The organism is Jannaschia faecimaris (assembly GCF_900107415.1).
Lineage (GTDB): Bacteria > Pseudomonadota > Alphaproteobacteria > Rhodobacterales > Rhodobacteraceae > Jannaschia > Jannaschia faecimaris.
Genome location: NZ_FNPX01000017.1, coordinates 26,635 through 46,773, shown reverse-complemented (window position 1 = coordinate 46,773; position 20,139 = coordinate 26,635). Strand labels below are relative to the sequence as shown.

General features: G+C 64.0%; 17 protein-coding genes. 4 read left to right on the top strand and 13 right to left on the bottom strand.

What is annotated here, in order from left to right; translation table 11 throughout:
* Positions 1–16: 16 nt before the first annotated feature.
* The 5 genes from BLV27_RS15390 to BLV27_RS15370 form a co-directional block, all read right to left on the bottom strand.
* Entirely contained in the window at positions 17–1,144 is a 1,128-nt protein-coding gene (locus BLV27_RS15390) for an ABC transporter permease (RefSeq protein ID WP_244504698.1), read from the bottom strand.
* Entirely contained in the window at positions 1,141–1,929 is a 789-nt protein-coding gene (locus BLV27_RS15385) for an ATP-binding cassette domain-containing protein (protein ID WP_244504697.1), read from the bottom strand. Before BLV27_RS15385 ends, BLV27_RS15390 begins: the two co-directional genes overlap by 4 nt.
* A gap of 81 nt (positions 1,930–2,010) precedes the next feature.
* On the bottom strand, positions 2,011–3,057 hold the full coding sequence (locus BLV27_RS15380) for a substrate-binding domain-containing protein (RefSeq protein WP_092647390.1): 1,047 nt from the start codon (positions 3,055–3,057) through the stop codon (positions 2,011–2,013).
* Between the two features lie 25 nt (positions 3,058–3,082).
* Positions 3,083–4,105, bottom strand: a complete 1,023-nt coding sequence (locus BLV27_RS15375; RefSeq protein ID WP_092647389.1) for an ABC transporter permease — start codon at positions 4,103–4,105, stop codon at positions 3,083–3,085.
* 15 nt (positions 4,106–4,120) lie between these two features.
* A complete protein-coding gene (locus BLV27_RS15370) occupies positions 4,121–5,614 on the bottom strand; it encodes a sugar ABC transporter ATP-binding protein (protein ID WP_092647388.1) in 1,494 nt (497 codons plus the stop codon).
* A 163-nt stretch (positions 5,615–5,777) separates the two neighbouring features.
* Here BLV27_RS15370 and BLV27_RS15365 point away from each other — a divergent pair, with 163 nt between their 5' ends.
* A complete protein-coding gene (locus BLV27_RS15365; protein ID WP_092647387.1) occupies positions 5,778–6,785 on the top strand; it encodes a LacI family DNA-binding transcriptional regulator in 1,008 nt (335 codons plus the stop codon).
* Positions 6,786–6,880: 95 nt separating this feature from the next.
* Entirely contained in the window at positions 6,881–9,043 is a 2,163-nt protein-coding gene (gene selD, locus BLV27_RS15360; protein ID WP_092647386.1) for a selenide, water dikinase SelD, read from the top strand.
* On the opposite strand, the gene mnmH is transcribed toward selD, so the two are convergent.
* The 3 genes from mnmH to aroQ form a co-directional block, all read right to left on the bottom strand.
* Positions 9,040–10,083 (bottom strand): tRNA 2-selenouridine(34) synthase MnmH, encoded by a 1,044-nt coding sequence (gene mnmH, locus BLV27_RS15355; protein WP_092647425.1) that lies wholly within the window; start codon positions 10,081–10,083, stop codon positions 9,040–9,042. The two genes, selD and mnmH, sit on opposite strands and share 4 nt — an antisense overlap.
* A 63-nt stretch (positions 10,084–10,146) precedes the next feature.
* Positions 10,147–10,764, bottom strand: a complete 618-nt coding sequence (locus tag BLV27_RS15350; protein WP_092647385.1) for a nucleoside/nucleotide kinase family protein — start codon at positions 10,762–10,764, stop codon at positions 10,147–10,149.
* A complete protein-coding gene (aroQ, locus tag BLV27_RS15345; RefSeq protein ID WP_092647384.1) occupies positions 10,757–11,191 on the bottom strand; it encodes a type II 3-dehydroquinate dehydratase in 435 nt (144 codons plus the stop codon). The genes BLV27_RS15350 and aroQ overlap by 8 nt, the downstream gene beginning before the upstream one ends.
* 325 nt (positions 11,192–11,516) lie before the next feature.
* On the opposite strand from aroQ, the gene BLV27_RS15340 reads away from it, so the two are divergent.
* A complete protein-coding gene (locus BLV27_RS15340; protein ID WP_092647383.1) occupies positions 11,517–13,946 on the top strand; it encodes a GcvT family protein in 2,430 nt (809 codons plus the stop codon).
* Positions 13,943–16,396, top strand: coding sequence for a GcvT family protein (locus BLV27_RS15335; protein WP_092647382.1), 2,454 nt, complete (start codon positions 13,943–13,945; stop codon positions 16,394–16,396). The genes BLV27_RS15340 and BLV27_RS15335 overlap by 4 nt, the downstream gene beginning before the upstream one ends.
* A 67-nt stretch (positions 16,397–16,463) precedes the next feature.
* Here the strand turns inward: BLV27_RS15335 and pcaG are convergent, their stop codons facing one another.
* The 5 genes from pcaG to BLV27_RS15310 all read right to left on the bottom strand — a co-directional run bounded on the left by pcaG (position 16,464) and on the right by BLV27_RS15310 (position 20,073).
* On the bottom strand, positions 16,464–17,012 hold the full coding sequence (gene pcaG / locus BLV27_RS15330) for a protocatechuate 3,4-dioxygenase subunit alpha (RefSeq protein WP_092647381.1): 549 nt from the start codon (positions 17,010–17,012) through the stop codon (positions 16,464–16,466).
* Entirely contained in the window at positions 17,009–17,728 is a 720-nt protein-coding gene (gene pcaH / locus BLV27_RS15325) for a protocatechuate 3,4-dioxygenase subunit beta (protein WP_092647380.1), read from the bottom strand. Before pcaH ends, pcaG begins: the two co-directional genes overlap by 4 nt.
* Positions 17,725–18,102, bottom strand: a complete 378-nt coding sequence (pcaC, locus tag BLV27_RS15320) for a 4-carboxymuconolactone decarboxylase (RefSeq protein ID WP_092647424.1) — start codon at positions 18,100–18,102, stop codon at positions 17,725–17,727. The genes pcaH and pcaC overlap by 4 nt, the downstream gene beginning before the upstream one ends.
* Before the next feature lie 188 nt (positions 18,103–18,290).
* Positions 18,291–19,694, bottom strand: a complete 1,404-nt coding sequence (gene glnA / locus BLV27_RS15315; protein WP_092647379.1) for a type I glutamate--ammonia ligase — start codon at positions 19,692–19,694, stop codon at positions 18,291–18,293.
* 40 nt (positions 19,695–19,734) lie between these two features.
* The gene (locus tag BLV27_RS15310) at positions 19,735–20,073 is read right to left on the bottom strand and encodes a P-II family nitrogen regulator (protein ID WP_092647378.1); all 339 of its coding nucleotides are present in this window, start codon (positions 20,071–20,073) and stop codon (positions 19,735–19,737) included.
* Positions 20,074–20,139 lie beyond the last annotated feature (66 nt).

Below are 20,139 nucleotides of genomic sequence, written 5' to 3'. Positions count from 1 at the left end.
ATGCCCCGGTTATTATTCAAGTAGCCGGCGGCGAGGCGGTCAGACCGCCAAGCGCCAGCAGGATCAGCAACGCTCCGACAATCGCGCCGGTCATCACCGCCAGCTTTCGATTGTCGGGGCTGGCGAAGGCCGCGTGCAGGCCGCCGCCGCCGTCGCGGTCTTTCTTCTGCAACCAGGTGTAGATCGCCACCGAAGTGATGATGACGACGCCCGACGCGACGGATTGCCAGAAGAACTCGATCCGCAGGGTGACCAGGGCGTTGATCATCATCGACAGAAGCAGCACCCCCGCCAGCGAGCCGATCATTGATGCGCGACCGCCGAAAAGCGATGTCCCACCCACGACCACGGCAGCGATGACGTGCAGGTTGAAGTAGGGGGCCGAGGTGGCCTGCACCGCGTTGAGCTTGCCCGTCAGCATCACGCCCGCCAGCGCGGCCATCGCGCCCATGAGGACATAGGCATAGACGCGGTGGCGGTCGACGCTTATCCCCGTCATCGCCGTCGCTTCGGGGTTGGAGCCGATGGCGATGGAGTAGCGTCCGAAATGCGTGGTGCGCAGCAGAACATATCCGCCGAGCAGCGTCAGCACGCCGATGACCACCGGAGTCGGCAGGATGTTGAAGGTCTGACCCCGCCCGATGTCGGTAATCAGATCGGGAAAGCGGGCCAGCACGAGACCCTTGGCAAGCACCAGCGCGAAGCCGCGGTATACCAGGTCCATCGCCAGCGTGCCGATCAGGTCGGGCACCCGGAACTTGGTGATGACGAGCCCGTTGATCAGGCCCATGCCCGCTCCGAGCAGGATGCAGATCGGCAGGGCGACCAGGACGTGAAAATCGTACTGCTTGATCAGGAATGCCATGATGATGGCCGAGAGGGCGGCGACTGATCCGATGCTCAGATCGATGCCGCGCTGGGTGATGACGAAGGTCATCGCCATCGCCATCGGCATATAGAGCGCCGCATCGAGCAGGATCTGGTTGATGTTGGACGTGCGGAAATACCGGGCCGGTTCGACCGCGCCCATGAAAAGCGCGATCATCGCGATCATGACCATTGGGCCGAGGATGCCGATATACGGCTCGATCCGGGCGGTCAGGCTGGTCGGGGCGGCGGCGTTTTGTGTGGTCGTATCGGTCACAGCATGGCCTCCTTGGCCATTTTCGTGGCCCCTGTCAGCAGGCCAAGAACCTCCTCGGATGTGGTGGCGGCCGTGCGGACGACGCCAACACATTCGCCACGCCGCATGACGTGGATGCGGTCGGAGACGTCGAACACGTCGTCGAGCGCATGGGAGATCAGGATGACGGCCAACCCTTGGGCTTTGAGCGTCTGGATGAGCTTGAGGGTCCGCGCTGTTTCCTGAGGCCCTAGCGCGGCCGTGGGCTCGTCCATGACCAGGACCTTCAAGTCCTCATGGCGCACGGCGCGGGCGATGGCGACGGCCTGACGTTGGCCGCCCGAAAGGCTTTCGGTGGCGACGTCCATGTTCTTGAGCTGGACACCCAGCCGGTCCTTGAGCACGGCCGTCGCCTGCATCTTCATCGCCTTGTTATCCAGGAAGGTGATGCCCAGCACCTTTCGTGTCAGCTCCGACCCCAGAAACAGGTTCTCGGCAGGGGTCAGATGGTCCGCGATGGCAAGGTTCTGGTAGACAGCGTCGATGCCGTTCTTGATGGCGTCGGCATGGCTGCTCATCGTCAAGGGGCGGCCTTCGAAGAAGATCTCTCCGGCGGTGGATTGATACACCCCGGTCAACACCTTGATCAGTGTGGATTTACCAGCGCCGTTATCGCCGACGATTGCCAGCACTTCGCCCGCATAGGCGCGCAGATCGACGCCGTTCAGGGCGGTCACCCCGCCGAAACGCTTGGTGATACCGCGCATTTCGATGATCGGTGCGGCGTCCATGTCTTGAGCTTTCATCGCGCGTCCTTCGTTATTGGAATCGTTTGCATTTTGGGTCTGGAAGGGGGCGGCGCAGGCACCGCCCCGGTCAGTGAGGTGTCAGTTCCAGATCGCCGTGTAGGCCTCGCGGTAGGGCACGTCGGGGTCGAAGGCGTTGCTGTCGCCCATCTTCTGCAATCCTTCGGTGGTCACCAGCGCGGGCGTGGTGACATAGCCGGAGCAGGTTTCACCCTGGATGGCGCGGTTGAGTTCATCCACCAGTTGCCAGCCTTGCAGGTTCAACGGCTCGGCCACGGTGATGGCCTGATACTGCTGCCCGCGAATACGCTGGAAAGCGGCTTCCGATCCATCCCCGGCCGAGCCGGCCTTGGGCGCGCCATCGCCCGGAATGCCTGCGGCGGCGAGGGCCGGGCCCATGAAATCGAAATACAGGTCGTTGATGGCCAGCGCATGGGTCCAGCTGTCGCCGTATTTCTGCAGAAGGCTGGTGGTCAGGGGGGCCATCCTGCTTGAGGTGTCGGCGATCGGCGTGTCGACGTATTCCAGGACGGCACCTCCCATGGCCTCGATCGTTTCCTGAATGCGGTCGGCCTTGTCGATGGCGATCTGATAGGTGCTGTCGGTGAAGATCACCACGCCAACAGTGTCACCGCCGTCGTTCATGGCCCATTCGGCCGCCACTTCGGAGACGGCCATCGCATCGGTCGAGACGTTGGCGAAGATGCCGCCGGGCGCGTCGCAACCGATCTTGGGACCCGAGTGCCAGGCAACCATCGGGACACCGGCGGCGACCACGGCTTCCAGTGCCGCCTGCTGTTCGACCGCGTCGAAGCCGTTGATGACGATACCGTCGGGTTGCAGGGCCAGAGCCTGGCCGATGGCACCCGTGCGCCCTTGGACCGACCCGGCACCGTCGAGGACGCGCACGTCCCAGCCGATGACCTCCACAGCTTCTTCGATGCCGCTTGTGACCCCCAGGATGCCGCCGTTTTTCAGATCCCCCGCCAATACGACGATGGTCTTGTCCGCTGCTGCCGCAGGCCCCGTCGTAGGCCCATCAAAGGCCTCCTGCGCGATTGCCGGCAGGCCGAGTCCGGCGACGATCGTGGTGGTCAGCAGGGTCTTCAGAAGTGTTCTCTTTTCCATGATCTCTCTCCCGTTGAAATGAACGCTACTTGTGGGCCGCGCCCTTTTTGCGCTGGGCATAGCCCGCGATACCGATAGCGATCAGCAGGGTCAGGCCGTTGAACATCGGCTCTACCCAGAAGGATCCGCCAAATTGCTGAATGCCGGAAATACCCACGGCCAGGATGACGACCCCGACGATTGTGCCCCAGACGTTGACGCGCCCCGGCTTGATCGTCGTGGATCCGAGAAACGCGCCCACCAGCGCTGGCAGCAGGAATTCCAGACCGACGCTGGCCTGTCCGATACGCAGCTTGGACGCCAGCAGTACGCCCGCCAGCGCCGTCAGCGTGCCCGATACGACGAAAGCCCCCACAACGAATTTCCGCGTGGGGATACCGTTGAGCTCGGCCGCCTTCGGGTTTGCCCCGATGGCATAGAGATATCGCCCGACGGGCGTATATTCCAGCACGAGCCAGAGTGTTACCGTGATCGCCAGCACATAGAACCCGGTGATCGGCAGGCCGAAGACGAAGGTGCCGTTGAGGTCATAGAACCCCTGCGGCAGCACGCCCACCATCTGCCGCCCGCCTGTGTGCCAAAGCGCCAGCGCATAAAGTACGGTGCCCGTGCCCAGCGTGGCAATGAAGGCGTCGATCTTGGCGACTTCGACGAGGAAGCCGTTGAAAATGCCCGTCAGCGCACCCAGTGCCAGAACCACCACGCAGGCCAGAGGCCACGGGAGGCCGTAAAGGGTCTGAAGCGAGATGGCGAGGATGTGCCACAGCACGATGCCATAGCCGACCGTCAGGTCGATACGCCCGGCCACCATCGGAATCATCGCCGCCAGCGCAAGAAGCGCGATGATCGCCTTGTCCGAAATGATCGCCCGCAGGTTCAGAACCGTCGGGAACGTATTGGGCAGCATGATCGAGAACAGGATGATGAGGCCGACCATCAGGATCACCAGTCCATAGACCGGGGTCAGACGGATCACCTTGGATGCGAGGCTCAGGCCAGCCAGTTCATCGCGGGTCGGCTCCAGGGCGTCGGATTCAACGGAATTCATGCGGTTCGCTCCGGCTCAGGCTGCATCACTGGCCGAGGCGGCCTGGATCAGGGATTGTGTGGACAGGCTGACGCCCGACAATTCGTCGACGATGCGGCCTCGGCTGAACACGATGGCGCGGTGGCAGATGTTGGCGACCTCCTCGAAATCCGTAGAGACCACGAGGACGCCCATGCCGGACGCCAGCACCTCGTAGAGCAGATGGTAGATTTCCGCCTTGGCCCCGACATCGACGCCCGCGGTCGGATCCTCGGCGATCAGGAACCGCCGGCCGGTGTCAAGCCAGCGTCCGACGACGATCTTCTGCTGGTTGCCGCCCGACAAAGCCTCGATTGCAAGGGTCGGGTCGTTGGGCGACAGGCCAACACGGCGGCCCAGCTTGACGCTCATGTCATCTTCGACCGCAGGCCGCAGGAAACTCAGCAGTTTGCGGCCCGTCGCTTCGGGGTTGATGAAGGCGTTCTCGCGGATCGTCAGGGCTGGGGCGATGCTTTCGACGACCCGGTCCCGCGCGACGAATCCGATGCCCGATTTCATCGCGGTCCGTGCGTTGGTCAGGTCGGGGGGCGATCCATCCAGCAGAACCTCGCCGGTGTGCGCCGCCAGGCCAAACAGCGCCCGACCCACATCCTCGTGACCGGCACCGCGCAGGCCGACCAGGCCCACGAGTTCCCCGCGTCTTACCTTGAAGCTGACGTCCGACACGGCACGGGTCGACAGGTTCGCGACGGTCAGAACCTCGGTCCCGTCCTGTGCATCGGGCAGCGCGATGTCGCGCGCCTTGCGCCCGACGATCAGACTGACCAGGTCTTCGGCGTTGGTGTGGGCGATGTCGCGCATTCCGACCATCTTGCCATCGCGCAGAACGGCGACGCGGTCGGCAATCTGGAAGATCTCGTCCAACCGGTGACTGACATAGATCATTCCCACGCCCTTGTCGCGCAGCGGGCGAAGGGCGCGGAACAGGCGCTCCACCTCGTCCGCGGGCAAGGACGCGGTGGGTTCGTCCAAGACCAGGAAATCGCATTCCACGGCCAGGGCCCGGGCAATGGCCACGAGGGATTTCTCGGTCCGGCTGAGATTGGCAACGCGGGTGGTCGGCTCGAAATCGGCCTCGACATGCGCCAGCGCGTCCCGTGCGCGGGCCTCGGTCGCACGCCAGTCGATGCGCCCGCGTCGCTTCACGTATCCTATGGCCAGCGCGATGTTCTCGGCCACGGACATCCATTCGATCAAACCCAGATCCTGGTGGATGAAGGCGACGGCCTGTTTCTGACTTATTTTACCGGCGACGTGGCGATAAGGTACACCATCAACCAAAACGTCGCCGCTATCGGGGGAATGGATGCCGCCCAAAGCCTTGATCAGAGTTGATTTTCCAGCGCCGTTCTCACCCAGAAGAGCGACGATCTCGCCGCGTTCGACCTTCAGCGAGACACCGGACAGGGCATGTGTGCCTCCGAACGTCTTGACGATGCTGTCGAAGAAAAGGCCGTCGCTTGGCTGCATGGTCGTCCTCCCGATACGTGCCCGATCCTTGGCCTCCCCGCCTTGGTTTACCGGTAACGTTGCTTTACCATTCGGTCTGCTGCCCGTTCTGTCAAGCAATTTTGTTATCGATAACTCTGGCTCTGTCTGGTAGCGACGGAGAATAAAAAGGAAGCGCCTTCGGATGGTCCGAAAGACAAAGCCCAACCTGGAAGACATCGCCCGCGGGGCAGGTGTATCGAAGATGACCGTCAGTCGAGTGCTGCGCGGGGGGACCGGGTTTTCGGAAGATACCCGCGACAAGGTCATGGCCGAGGCGTCGCGCCTGAACTACCTGCCGGACCGGCTTGCTGCCGCATTTGGCAAGGGTGGGGCGAGCACTCTTGTCGGTGTTTGTGTGCCAAGGTTCACCTCGTCGCTTTTCGGTCAGGTGATCGAGGCGTTGAACGCGAATTTCGCGCGTCTGGGATACCAGACCATGATCGGCAGTCACGACCAGACCCCCGTAGAGGAGGAGCAATGGTTGCAATCGCTGGCGTCTTGGCGACCGGCGGGCGTTCTGCTGGCGGGGACGCGGCACACGATACGCACGCTTGAATTGCTGCGCGATCTGGCGGTGCCAGTCATCGAGATCTGGGACCTGACTACGACCCCGGTGGATATGGCGGTGGGTTTCTCTCATCATGACAGCGGGTATGACATGGGGCGATTCATGGTCTCCAGGGGGCGGCGGCGGATCGGCTATGTGGGCGCGATGGCCGGGGTCGACACCATGGGACGGGCGCGGCAGCGGGGTTTCCGGGCGGCGCTTCTAGACGCAGGCCTCGACTTTGCCGGCATCGAAGTGTTGCATGACAGGCCGAGCTTCTACGCGGGCTATGTCGGAACCGAGACGATCCTGACCCGTCGTCGCGACCTGGACGGGCTTTATTTTCACGACGATGAGATGGCGATCGGCGGCATGGCGTATTTGGCGACCAAGGGCATTCGAGTCCCCGAAAATATCGGAATCGCGGGCTGGGGCGCGATGGAAGCGGCGTCGATCCTGCCGCGGCGCCTGACCACGACCGAGATCCCGGCGGCGCGGCTTGGCAAGATGGCGGCCGAAGCGATGGTCATGCGCCTGAAGGGTGACGCGGTGCAAGATATCCAGCTTATCCCCACGCCGCTTGTGCCGGGTGCCACGGTCTGACCGCAGGCCGGAACACGCGAACGCGACCGGCACTGGTTTGACGGCCCCTCGTGGAACGGTCATGCCCTTGGCAAAGACATCCGAGGACGCCGCCCATGCAAACCGATCTTCCCCTGACCCGTGACCTCGTGCTGATCGGCGGCGGTCATGCACATGCGCTGGTGATGCGTCGCTGGGGGATGAATCCGTTGCCCGGCGCGCGGCTGACCGTGATCAATCCGGGGCCGACCGCGCCCTACACGGGCATGTTGCCGGGTCATGTCGCAGGGCATTATTCGCGGGACGATCTGGATATCGATCTGGTGCGATTGGCGCGGTTCGCGAACGCCCGGCTGATTGACGGGGCGGTGGACCACATCGACGCCGACGCCCGGCGCATCTCTATCGCCGGGTGGGGGGCGTTGGAGTATGACGTGGCTTCGATTGATGTGGGCATCACGGCGGAAATGCCCGAGATTAAGGGCTTTACCGACCATGGCACCGGGGCCAAACCGCTGGGTCGGTTCGCGGCGCGCTGGCGCGCCTTCCTGGCCGAGGTGACGGCCGGAACGAAGCCGCCGCAGGTCGCCGTCATCGGCGGCGGTGTCGCCGGGGTGGAACTGTCGCTGGCCATGGCTCACGCGATGAAGTCGGCTGGCAAGGTCCCGCAAGTGACCGTGATCGAGGCGGCGGAGCATCTGACTGGCACAGGAGACAAGGCGCGCAGGGTGCTGTTGGCGGCGATGAAGGGGCTGGGCGTTTCGCCTTGCACCGGCGCGCGCGTTGACCGGATCGCCGAAGATCACGTCGCTCTGGATGGGGGCGCGACCATCCCGGCGGCCTTTGTGACCGCCGCCGCCGGGGCGCGGCCCCATGGCTGGATTGCCGGGACCGGCCTGCCACTGGAGGATGGGTTTATCTGCGTCGGGCGGACCCTCGCCGTGGAAGGGCGGGGCGATCTGTTCGCCGCGGGCGACTGCGCGCATCTGACCCACGCGCCGCGCCCCAAGGCGGGCGTTTTTGCCGTGCGGCAGGCCCCAATCCTGCACGACAACCTGCGGGCGGCGCTTTCGGGTGGGCGGATGAAGTCCTTCGTTCCGCAGTCGACCTATCTCAAGCTGATATCGATGGGCGGGAAATCGGCGCTGGCAGAGAAGGGCGGGCTGACTTTCTCGGGGTCGCTGCTGTGGCGGTGGAAGGACCATATCGACCGGACCTTCATGGACAAGCTGAAAAAGCTGCCGGTGATGTCCGCGCCTGCGGTTCCCAACGTGCGGGCCATGGGGGGCGACGCGGCCAAGATGCTTTGCGCCGGGTGCGGCTCCAAAATTGCGGGCGATGCCTTGGCTCAGGCGCTGACCGCCGTTGCCCCATCGGTGCGTGCCGACGTTCTGTCACGGCCGGGTGACGATGCCGCCGTGCTGGCCCATGGGGACGAACGACAGGTCATTACCACCGACCATTTGCGCGCCTTTACCAACGATCCGGCGCTGATGACGCGGATCGCCGCCGTGCATGCGTTGGGCGACGTGTGGTCGATGGGGGCAAAGCCGCAGGCCGCGCTGGCGCAGATCACCCTGCCGCGTCTTTCGGAAACCCTGCAGGCGCGCACGCTGGAGGAGGTGCTGCGCGCCGCGTCGGACGTGTTCACCGCCGCCGGGGCAGATTTGGTTGGCGGCCATTCGACCATGGGGGCCGAGGCAGTGATTGGCTTTACCGTCACCGGCCTGTGTGATGCGCCGATCGGGCATGACGGTGCGAAGCCGGGCGATGCTCTCCTGCTGACCCGGCCGATCGGCACCGGCGTCGTATTGGCCGCCGAAATGGCCGGGGCGGCGCGAGGGGGGGACGTATTGGCGATGCTGGAACGGATGGCCGCTCCACAGGGGGACGCCGCCGCGATCCTGTCCGGGGCGCATGCGATGACCGACGTCACGGGCTTCGGCCTTGCCGGGCACCTGATGGCGATCTGCCGGGCCAGCGGCGTGGCGGCCGAGGTCACACTGGACGCGGTCCCGGTCTATGACGGAGCGGTGGAATTGTCTGACGCGGGCCATTTCTCCTCGCTGCACGCGGCGAATGTGCGCGGCGCGCCGGTGACCGGCGGGTCAGGGGCGAAGTTGGCACTCCTGCACGACCCGCAGACGGCGGGTGGTATGCTGGCGGCGGTGCCGGCGGATCAGGCGAAGGCGCTGCTGGCGCGTCTGCGGGATGCGGGGCACGAGGCCGCACGGATCGGCACATTCACAGCCGGCATGCCCGCAATCGCCTGCGTCTAACCGGCCAGCGCGATTACCTTGTCCGCGGCACGGTCCAGCGCCGCGTCATCGACCGATGTCATTTCGACCACGCCGATGTCGATGCGGTTCGACCCGTCCGGGCGGCGATAGCGTGGGTCATAATGGTGCTCGATCAGGCCTTCGGCCAACGCGGTATAATCGCCCGTTTCGGCCAGCACGTGCCAATCGGTGATGCGCTGACCGGGCTGATAATTGCGTAGCTTTTCGATGCGGTCGCGCAGCAGATCGGCATCTGCGGTCAGGTCAGGATACGTCGTCGTCAAGAACCGCGCACGTGCCGGGATTGGGGCCCGCAGCCCGATGACTTCCGCCGTGCCCATGGCCGCCCAGAGGGAGGGCGGCAACAGGACTCGCCCGATGGCGTTGCTTTCGGATTCGACAAACACCGGGCGGGCCGGGTCGATGTTGGCCAGGGCGCGGGCCAGCCTGCTCTCGAACATCTTCTGGGCGGGTTGGCCGTCCGGCCATCCACCGAAGTTCGACCCGCGATGGTTCGCCAGCCCCTCCAAGTCGATCACCTGTGCGCCCTTGGCGGCAAGGTGATCCAGAAGCTGCGTCTTGCCGGTGCCGGTGCCCCCGTCGATCAGGATCACGCGCAATTTCAGAGGCTGGTCGTAGAGACGGTCCGCGACCAATCTGCGATAAGCCTTGTAGCCACCCTCCAGCTTTGCAACGCGCCAGCCGATCTGTTCGAATATGGTCGCAACCGACCCCGACCTCTGCCCGCCGCGCCAGCAATAGACCAGCGGCCGCCATGACCCGTCCCGGTCGGTCAGCGGCCCATCCAGGTGTGCGGCGACGTTGCGCGACACCATTGCCGCGCCGATCTTGCGGGCCAGAAACCGATCCTGCTGAACATAGATCGTGCCGACCTGCGCCCGCTCCTCGTCTGACAGGGCGGGCAGGTTGATCGCGCCGGGGATGTGATCCTCGGCGAATTCGGACGGGGAGCGCACGTCGATGATGTCATCGAAATCGAGGCCGGCGGCGCGGGGCAGGGCGGTCAGGGTGAAGCTCATACGCGGACAGGTGCGGCGCGCGGCGCGAAACGTCAACTGGTCCGGGAGAGGTTTGCGCGTCTGTCAGTGGTTAACGATCACGTAGTCTGGGGCGATCGATCCGCGCAGCACCCGTCGGGCGTTGGGCAGATCGTTGGCTTCGGCCCGCGCCAGACCGTCCTCGGTGGTCATCCCGTGGGTGACCCAACGATCGATGAGGCGGGCGCGCAGTACGTCTTCGGGCACATCAAGCGCGATGCTCGCATCCCAATGGGGATGAAGCGCGCGCCAAGGCTCTTCGTCCAGAAGCAGGTAATTACCCTCGAAGACCGCGATGTCGGCGTCAAAGGTGCCGCCGTTCGGCACGGTTGCATCAAGGCTCCGATCGAAGGTCGGGAAAGGCACGGCCCCGCCCGCGCGGACGGCCTTGACCAAGTCCAGCAATCCGGCGGCATCGAAGGTCTCGGGCGCACCCTTGCGCGCGCGCAAGCCCATCTTGTCCAGCGTGGCGTTATCGAGGTGGAAGCCATCCATCGGAACGACCTGCGCCGTCCGACCCTTCGACGTCAGCGCCGTAGCCAGGTCTTCGGTAATGGTGGACTTGCCCGAAGCGGGCGGCCCCGATACCGCGACCAGACGACGCCCCGCTGGCAGATCGGACAACCGGGCGACGAGGGCCTTGAGTGTCAACGCCTCAGGCATGACGCGCCAGGTAACGCAGTGCGGCCATGTAGCCCTCGGTCCCCAGTCCCGCGATCACCGCGTCCGCGCGGCCTGATACGTAGGAGTGATGGCGGAACGCCTCGCGCCTGTGGATATTGGAGATGTGGACCTCCACCACGAGGCCGTCGAACGCGTTCAGCGCATCGAGGATCGCGACAGAGGTGTGGGAATAGGCTCCGGGATTGATGACGATGGCGTCGCGGGTGCCACGAGCCTCCTGAATCCAGTCGACGAGTTGGCCCTCGTGGTTTGATTGCAGGCAGGCGACTGCGCCCAGCCCCAGGTCGGTGGCCAGCGCGGCGCAGGCCGCTTCCACGTCCGCCAGCGTCTCGGCTCCGTAGATTTCGGGCTGACGCTGGCCCAGAAGGTTCAGGTTCGGGCCATTCAGGATCAGGGTCTTGGTCATGTGCATCTCCGGTCTGGAGTGCTCCTAGCGCAGATGCGATGCCGTTCCAACGCGCGCCGTGCGGCGGGCGCGCTGATATGGCGGGAATGTCGCAGGGCTTGACCGAAACGCGGTCAGTGGACAAGGCTGTTGCATGATCGTGCCGCGACTCACTCCGCATTTCATCTTCCCCCACGGGGCGCTTCAGGGCGTGGCCGTCGCCGTGACGATGATGGATGTCATGGACGCGCCGCCGGACCGGACCGCGGCCTGACGTCCGTTCGGGGCGCGCGTCCGCGCACCCCGCCTCCGCACCGCGCTACGCGCCTCCGCTGCGAGCATCCGCATGAACACAAGTGACAAGGGTCGCCTGCCCGAACAGGCCAAAGTCGTCATCATCGGTGGGGGGGTGGTTGGCGTTTCCTCACTCTATCATCTTGCGAGACTGGGCTGGTCGGATTGCCTTCTGCTGGAGCGGAGCGAGCTGACCGCCGGATCGACCTGGCACGCGGCGGGCAATTGCCCGAACTTTGCCGCGTCTTGGACGATTATGAACATCCAGCGCTACTCCATGGCGCTGTACCGCGGTCTGGCCGAAGCGGTTGACTATCCGATGAACTACCATGTGACCGGCGCGCTGCGCCTGGCCCACGGCCCGACGCGGATGGAAGAGTTCGGCCACGTTCGTGCCATGGGTGAAATCCAAGGTCTGAAGATGACGATGTGTGACACCGCCGAGATGAAGGCCCGCTATCCCATAGGTGAGGTGCATGACTTGGAGGGCGGTCTCTGGGACCCGGAGGATGGCGACATCGACCCCGCGCAGCTGACGCAGGCGCTGGCCAAAGGAGCCCGCGATCTGGGGGCCAGAATTGTTCGTCACTGCCCGGCCACGGGTGTCACGCGGGACGGTGACGGCTGGATCGTGCACACCGAAATGGACGACGTGGCCTGCGAAAAGGTGGTAAATGCGGCCGGGTATTATGCCGCGCGGGTCGCCAAATGGTTTGCGCCGTATGGCCGCCCCCCGTTGCCCATGACGGTCATGTCGCACCAGTTCCTTCTGACCGAGCCGATCCCCGAAATCGAGGCATGGACCAGGGAACACGGTCGCAAGCTGCCGATGATCCGCGACCCTGACGTCAGCTATTACCTGCGACAGGAAAAGACGGGCCTGAACCTTGGGCCTTATGAAAACCCCTGCAAGGCCGTCTGGACAGGCCCGGACAACGGCGGCGAAATGCCCGACGATTTCTCGTTCCAACTCTGGCAGGAGGATCTGGATCGGATCGAGGACTACATCGCCGACGCGGTGCAGCGGGTTCCCCTATTGGCCACCGCAGGGGTTAGCAGCGTCATCAACGGCCCCATCCCATATACCCCCGACGGCCTGCCGCTGATCGGACCGATGCCGGGTGTCAGGAATGCCTATGATGCCAATGTCTTTACCTTCGGCATTGCGCAGGCCGGCGGCGCGGGCAAGGTGCTGGCCGATTGGATCGTCAAAGGCGCGCCCGACTGGGATTGCTTCGACGTGGACCCGCGTCGCTTTGGGGCGTGGGCCTCGGACCCCATGTACTGCAAGGCCAAGGCCGAAGAAGTCTACGGCCACGAATATGCGATGCATTTTCCGCATATGCGCTGGCCCGCCGGTGCGGACATGCTGACATCGCCCAACCATGCGGCGTTGAAGGCGCAGGGCGCGCAAATGGCCCCCTTTGGCGGCTGGGAGCGGGCGAACTGGTTTGCCAGGGCCGGTGACGATACATCGTTCGAGGCGACGCAGACATGGCGGCGCGACGGCCCGTGGCAGGCGCGCGTGGCCGAGGAAGTGGCGGCGGTGCAGACCGGCACCGGTGTTCTGGATCTGTCCGGTTTCGCCCGGTTCGACCTGGAAGGGCCGGGCGCGGGCGAATGGCTTGGGCGGCTGATCGCAGGGCACCTGCCCAAGGTCGGGCGAATGACGCTGTGCTATTTCGCGGGGCCGACGGGGAAATTCGCCACAGAGATGTCCGTCAGCCGATGGGATACAGATCGCATTACACTGATCACCGCCGCCGTCGCGCGCGACCATGATCGCGATCTGTTGTACCACATGCTGCCGGATGCGCTGACCCTGACGGACCGGACGGACGACATGTCCTGCCTGCTGGTCACCGGCCCGACGGCGCGAGAGACCCTGACGCCGCTGACGGCTGATGACCTGCGCGCGCCTTGGCTGTCGGTGCAGGAAACCGCCGTCTGCGACTGCCCTGTACGCCTGAAGCGGGTCAGTTTCGCGGGTGAACTCGGTTGGGAAATCCACGGGGCGCGGGACGACATGCCGGCGATCTATGCCGCGCTTGCTGACGCGGACGCGCGACCCTTTGGGATGTTTGCGCTTAACTCCATGCGCCTCGAAAAGGGGTATCGCGCCTGGGGATCGGACCTGTCGCCCGGCTATACTCTGCGGGAAGTCGGGGCCGACCGCTTCATCCGCAAGGAGAACCTTGGAGAAGATCCGGATCGCTGCCTGCATATGCTGATCCTTGATGATATCGGCTATGACCCATTGCCCATGTCGCCCGTGCGTGCGGACGGCAGGATAATCGGCGAAGTCACCTCCGCCGCGTTCGGGCATCGCACGGGCAAACCCATCGCGCTGGCCATGTTGAAGCGCGCGGAAACGCGCACTGCCACGGCGCTGGAGGTCGAGGCCTTCGGTCACATTATCCGCGCGACCGTCCACGCCGAAGGCGTGCTCTACGACCCGCAAAACAAACGGATGCGCGCATGAATATCGCCCCTCAAGTCCCTGAAAGGGCACGCGTTGTAATTGTCGGCGGCGGAGTGATCGGTTGTTCGGTTGCCTATCACCTGGCCAAGCTGGGCTGGCGTGACATCGTCCTGCTGGAGCGCAAGAAGCTCACCTCCGGGACGACTTGGCACGCCGCGGGGTTGATCGCGCAATTGCGCGCGTCACAATCCGCCACGCGGCTCGCCAAATATTCGGCTGACCTTTATGCCCGGCTGGAGGCAGAGACCGGCGTGGCGACCGGGTTGCGCCAATGCGGCTCCGTGACCGTGGCCTTGACCGAAGCGCGGCTGGAGGAGCTGCGGCGCACGGCTTCGATGGCGCGGGCCTTCGGCGTAGAGGTGTCGGAGCTGACCCCCGATGGGGTGGGCGGGAAGTATCCCCATATCAACCTCCACGGTGTGACGGGGGGCGTATGGCTTCCCGGCGATGGACAGGGCGACCCGTCGAACATCGCGCTCGCTCTGGCCAAAGGGGCGCGACAAAACGGCGTGCGCATTTTGGAAGACGTGCGGGTCACCGGGATGCAGGCCGACCATCGCACAGTGCGATCCGTCGGGTGGGAGGCCGGGGGCGAGCAGGGCACCATCGTCTGTGATCATGTTGTCAACTGCGGCGGCATGTGGGGCCATGAGGTCGGGCAAATGGCAGGTGTGAGCGTGCCGCTCCACGCGTGCGAACACTTCTATATCGTGACCGAAAACATCCCCGGCCTGGCTCGCCTGCCGGTCCTGCGGGTGCCCGACGAGTGCGCGTATTTCAAGGAGGATGCGGGCAAGATTCTGCTTGGGGCCTTTGAGCCGGTTGCCAAGCCGTGGGGTATGGACGGCATCCCAAGCAGCTTTGAATTTGACGAGCTACCGCCGGATTTCGACCATTTCGAGCCAATACTTGAAAAAGCGGTCGCGCGGGTGCCGATGCTGGAAAATGCGGGGATTCACACGTTCTTCAACGGCCCCGAAAGCTTTACGCCCGACGACGCCTATCACTTGGGGCCGTCGCCCGAAGTGCCGAACCTCTGGGTTGCGGCCGGTTTCAACTCCATCGGGATCCAGTCCGCCGGGGGCGCGGGCATGGCGCTGGCACAGTGGATGGAAGACAGAGAGATGCCGTTCGACCTTGTTGACGTGGACATTGCCCGGAACCAGACGTTTCAGCGCAACCGCCGGTACCTGCGCATGCGTGCGACGGAAAGCCTGGGCCTGCTCTATGCCGACCACTGGCCTTTTCGGCAGAAGGAAACGGCGCGTGGAATCCGGCGCTCGCCGTTTCATGCACACCTGAATGAATTGGGCGCGGTCTTCGGCGAATTGGCGGGCTGGGAGCGGGCCAATTGGTTCGCCGAGCCCGGTCAGGCGCGCGAGTACGACTACGCATGGGGAAAGCAGAACTGGTTTGCGAACGCCGCCCGCGAACATGCGCATATCCGCGAAGGCTGCGGTTTCTACGACATGTCTTCCTTCGGCAAGATCAAGATCGACGGGTGGCACGCCGAGGCCTTTCTGAACCGCGTCTGCGGCGGTGATATGTCGGTGGAGCCGGGCCGGATCGTCTATACCCAGATGCTAAATTCCCGCGGCGGGGTCGAGGCGGATGTGACCGTCACGCGCCTGACGGAGGACAGTTATCTGATGGTAACGCCGGCGGCGACGCGGGTGAAGGACATGGCCCGGTTGCGCAGGTACGTTGACCCGGCGGACCCGGTTTTCCTGACCGATGTGACGGCGGGTGAGGCGGTGCTGGCCGTGATGGGGCCGCGATCGCGCGAGGTGCTGGGCGCGATCAGCCCCGCCGACTTATCGAACGAGGCTTTCCCCTTCGGTGACGCGCAGGAGATCGACATCGGGATGGGAATCGCCCGCGCGCACCGTGTCTCCTACGTGGGTGAGTTGGGGTGGGAGATATACATCCCCGCTGACATGGCCGCGCATGTTCTGGAGACACTGACAGAGGCCGGGACGGTTGCCCGTCCCGTCGGCCTGCACGCCATGGACAGTTGCCGAATTGAGCGGGCCTTTCGCCATATGGGCTACGACATCACCCCCGAAGACCACGTGGTTGAGGCGGGATTGGGTTTTGCGGTCAAAACCGGGAAGTCATCGGATTTCATCGGCAAAGACGCTGTTCTGCGCAAGCGGGAAGAGGGGCTGACCCGCCGGATGCTACAATTCAGGCTGAGCGATCCGAACGTGATGTTATATCATAACGAGCCAATCGTGAGGGACGGTCATATTGTCGGACAGATTACATCAGGGGCCTATGGCCATACACTTGGCGGGGCTATTGGGCTTGGATACGTGCCATGCGATGGGGAGAGCATAAACGACAGTCTGGCCTCCAAGTACGAGATCGAAGTCGCGGGGCGGCGCATCGGGGCGGAGGTGTCCTTCAAGCCAATGTACGATCCCAACGGAACACGCCTGAGGATGTGAGCGTGTCCGCCCCGAGGTTTGTCGTGAAACGAAGTGTTCGGGTCTTTGCGTAGTGCTTGCTTGACGTCTATATATCGAGAAACACTGTTTCATCATGGCCTTGCAGGACGACGTTCATGTTCCAATCCGGCCCATTTCGGCGGGCAATCAGCGTGTCGCGTCGTGCGGCGGGAACGCCGGACAGGATCGGGTCGCAGTCGTTCAGCGGCTCGCCGTCGAAATAGACCCGCGTGTGCAAGCCCAGTCCGATGCCGCGCGCTACGATCCAAAGCGTCAGGTGGGGGGCTTGGCCAGCCTGTGCACCGGGGCGGATCGTCTGGAAACGAAACTGCCCGGTCGCGTCGCATCCGGACCGGCCCCATCCGGTGAAGGCCGGGTCACGGGACGGCATGTTGCCCGCCGCATCCGCTTGCCACAGCTCGACCATGGCGTCGGGCGCAGGTGCGCCATCGCCATCAAGAACGTACCCGGTCAGGGTCAGCCGTTCGCCCTGCGTCACGTCGGTCACCATGGCGGTTCCCAGATCGCGATCATACATCGGCAGGCCGGATGCATTTGGCAGCAAGCCGATGTGCAGATAGGGGCCTGCCGTCTGGCTGGCGCTTTCGCGGGTCATGGGGGCCCCTCGAACGGCGTTGCGTTCAGACCGCGCAACGTGATGTCGAAGCGGTAGGCGCGCGCATCGAAGGGCACCGTCGCGCCCATGTCCAGACGTGCGGTCAGGCGGTCGATCGCGCTTTTGTCAGGGATAGACTGCACGATGGGGCAAAGCGCGATATGGGGATCGCCTTCGAAATACATCTGGGTGATCAGACGCTGACCAAAGGCGCGCCCGAAGACCGAAAAGTGAATATGAGCAGGCCGCCAGTCATTGCCGCCGTTGGGCCAAGGATAGGCACCGGGGCGTACGGTACGAAACATAAAGGCCCCCTGCGCGTCCGTCATGCAACGGCCGCACCCACCGAATCCGGGGTCCAGCGGGGCGAGGTATCCGTCGTTCTTGTGCCGATACCGCCCGCCGGCGTTGGCCTGCCAGACTTCGATCAGGGCAGCCGGAACGGGGCGACACTCCTCGTCGCGCAAATGGCCCAAGACTAGGATCTGCTCACCGATGGCACCGCCTGGGCCGAAGTTGCGCGTCAGGTCCGCGTCCAAGGCCCCGATCAGGTCGTGGCCGAAGGTTGGGCCGGCTTCTTCGGTCGCGGTTGACGGAAAGCCGATCGGTGCCTGTGCCGGGCTGCGCAACCGGGTGCTGCGATAGGCAGGCGACAGGGCGGGCGGATGGAGGCCCGCAGCGCGCGGCGCGAGGTTGCCGGTGAAAGGGCCGGTCACTCGCCCTCCATCTCGGCCAAGGTGGCCTTTATCAGTTTCAGCGCCCGGTTTGCGCGCGGCACACCGGCATAGATCGCGACGTGCTGCATCGCCTCGGCCATGTCGGTCGGACTCGCCCCGGTACGGGCCGTGGCGCGGACGTGCATCGGGATCTCGTCGAAGTTACCAGTCGCTGCCAGCAGCGCGAGTGTCAGCATAGAGCGTTCGCGCCGGGTGATCGCGTCCGATGCCCAGACCGTACCCCATGCCCCTTCGGTGATCAGCGTCTGGAACGGGTCATCAAGCGGTGTACGTGCCGCCTCGGCGGCATCCACATGCGCAGCGCCCAAGATCTTGCGGCGGACGGTCATGCCTGTCTGGTATCTGTCGGTCATGCACGTATGAAAGCCGCGGGGCGGGATGGGGGCAAGGAAAATCGCGGGACCCGCATTCGGGAGGTTTGTCATGGCGGCAGAGCAACTGCCTCCGGAACGCGAAAGGCGGCCCCTGAGGGCCGCCCTTGCAGTTTTGACCTGAGCGACGTTAGCCAATGCGGGGAGGGGCGGATGCCGCCCCCTGTCGGTCAGCAGGAGTAGTACATCTGGTACTCGATCGGGTGGGGTGTGTGCTCGTAGGCGTAAACCTCTTCCCACTTGATCGCGGCGTAACCCTCGATCTGGTCCTTGGTGAACACATCGCCGGCCAGCAGGAAGTCGTGATCCTTTTCCAGCTCGTCCAGCGCTTCCCGGAGGGAGCCGCAAACGGTCGGGATGGTCGCCAACTCCTCGGGGGGCAGGTCGTACAGGTCCTTGTCCGACGGCTCACCGGGGTGGATCTTGTTCTTGATCCCGTCCAAGCCCGCCATCATCAGCGCCGCAAAGCACAGATAGGGGTTGGCCGACGGATCGGGGAAGCGGGCCTCGACGCGCTTGGCCTTGGGCGACTCGGTCCACGGGATGCGGACGCAGCCCGAACGGTTACGGGCCGAGTAGGCGCGCAGAACAGGCGCTTCGAAGCCCGGGATCAGGCGCTTGTATGAATTGGTCGAGGGGTTCGTGAAGGCGTTCAGGGCCTTCGCGTGCTTCAGGATGCCGCCGATAAAGTACAGCGCTTCATTTGACAGGTCCGCATATTGGTCCCCGGCGAAGAGCGGCTTGCCGTCTTTCCAGATCGACATGTTCACGTGCATGCCGGTGCCGTTATCGCCCGCGATGGGCTTGGGCATGAAGGTGGCCGACTTGCCATAGGCATGGGCCACGTTGTGAATAACGTACTTGTACTTCTGCAACTCATCGGCCTGCTTGGTCAGCGTGCCGAAGATGAGACCCAGCTCGTGCTGGCACGACGCCACCTCGTGGTGGTGTTTGTCGACCTTCATGCCGATGCGCTTCATGGTCGAGAGCATCTCGGAGCGCAGATCCTGGGCGGCATCGGTCGGGTTCACGGGGAAGTAACCGCCCTTGACGCCGGGACGGTGGCCCATATTGCCCATTTCATATTCGGTGCCCGTGTTCCATGCGGCGTCGGCCGCGTCGACTTCGAAGCCGACCTTGTTCATGGAGTTCGAGAAACGGACGTCGTCGAACAGGAAGAATTCGGCTTCCGGTCCGCAGAAGAACTTATCGCCGATTCCCGACGAAATCAGATAGGCCTCGGCCTTTTCGGCGGTGCCGCGCGGGTCACGGTCGTAGGGCTCGTTCGTGTCGGGCTCGACGACCGAGCAATGCACACAGACGGTTTTTTCGGCATAGAACGGGTCGATGTAGGCGCTGTCGACGTCCAGCATCAGCTTCATGTCGGAGGCTTCGATCGACTTCCAGCCAGCGATCGACGAGCCGTCGAACATAAAGCCTTCCTCAATGAAGTCCTCGTCGACCAGGTCCGCGACAACGGTCACGTGCTGCAGCTTGCCACGTGGGTCGGTAAAGCGGATGTCGACATACTCGATGTCTTCGTCCTCGATGAGCTTGATCAGGGCATTTGCCATGAAGATCCCTTTCCCTTGGTAAAAACGTGTATTTGGTGGTTCAGATCGCGTCGTCGCCGGTCTCGCCGGTGCGGATGCGAATGGCTTGTTCGATCGAGGACACGAAGATCTTGCCGTCTCCGATCTTGTCGGTCCTTGCGGCGGAGATGATGGCCTCGACGGCAGGCTCGACCAAATCGTCGGCAAGTACGACCTCGATTTTCACTTTCGGCAGGAAGTCGACGACGTATTCCGCACCTCGGTAGAGCTCGGTGTGGCCCTTCTGGCGCCCAAAACCCTTGACCTCGGTCACCGAGAGTCCTTGGATCCCGATCTCCTGAAGCATCTCTTTGACCTCGTCCAATTTGAACGGCTTGATGATGGCTTCGATCTTTTTCATTCGAGTGGTCCTCCCGACGGTATCCGGGTGGGCTTCGCAGTCTGGACGGGGGCGGACAATTGCATA

Coding starts and splice junctions, on each gene's coding strand:
- BLV27_RS15310 (WP_092647378.1), bottom strand. CDS start 20,073: ATGAAAAAGATCGAAGCCATCATCAAGCCGTTCAAATTGGACGAGGTC.
- BLV27_RS15380 (WP_092647390.1), bottom strand. CDS start 3,057: ATGGAAAAGAGAACACTTCTGAAGACCCTGCTGACCACCACGATCGTC.
- BLV27_RS15340 (WP_092647383.1), top strand. CDS start 11,517: ATGAACACAAGTGACAAGGGTCGCCTGCCCGAACAGGCCAAAGTCGTC.
- pcaG (WP_092647381.1), bottom strand. CDS start 17,012: ATGACCCGCGAAAGCGCCAGCCAGACGGCAGGCCCCTATCTGCACATC.
- BLV27_RS15375 (WP_092647389.1), bottom strand. CDS start 4,105: ATGAATTCCGTTGAATCCGACGCCCTGGAGCCGACCCGCGATGAACTG.
- aroQ (WP_092647384.1), bottom strand. CDS start 11,191: ATGACCAAGACCCTGATCCTGAATGGCCCGAACCTGAACCTTCTGGGC.
- BLV27_RS15350 (WP_092647385.1), bottom strand. CDS start 10,764: ATGCCTGAGGCGTTGACACTCAAGGCCCTCGTCGCCCGGTTGTCCGAT.
- mnmH (WP_092647425.1), bottom strand. CDS start 10,083: ATGAGCTTCACCCTGACCGCCCTGCCCCGCGCCGCCGGCCTCGATTTC.
- BLV27_RS15365 (WP_092647387.1), top strand. CDS start 5,778: ATGGTCCGAAAGACAAAGCCCAACCTGGAAGACATCGCCCGCGGGGCA.
- glnA (WP_092647379.1), bottom strand. CDS start 19,694: ATGGCAAATGCCCTGATCAAGCTCATCGAGGACGAAGACATCGAGTAT.
- BLV27_RS15370 (WP_092647388.1), bottom strand. CDS start 5,614: ATGCAGCCAAGCGACGGCCTTTTCTTCGACAGCATCGTCAAGACGTTC.
- selD (WP_092647386.1), top strand. CDS start 6,881: ATGCAAACCGATCTTCCCCTGACCCGTGACCTCGTGCTGATCGGCGGC.
- pcaC (WP_092647424.1), bottom strand. CDS start 18,102: ATGACCGACAGATACCAGACAGGCATGACCGTCCGCCGCAAGATCTTG.
- BLV27_RS15335 (WP_092647382.1), top strand. CDS start 13,943: ATGAATATCGCCCCTCAAGTCCCTGAAAGGGCACGCGTTGTAATTGTC.
- BLV27_RS15385 (WP_244504697.1), bottom strand. CDS start 1,929: ATGAAAGCTCAAGACATGGACGCCGCACCGATCATCGAAATGCGCGGT.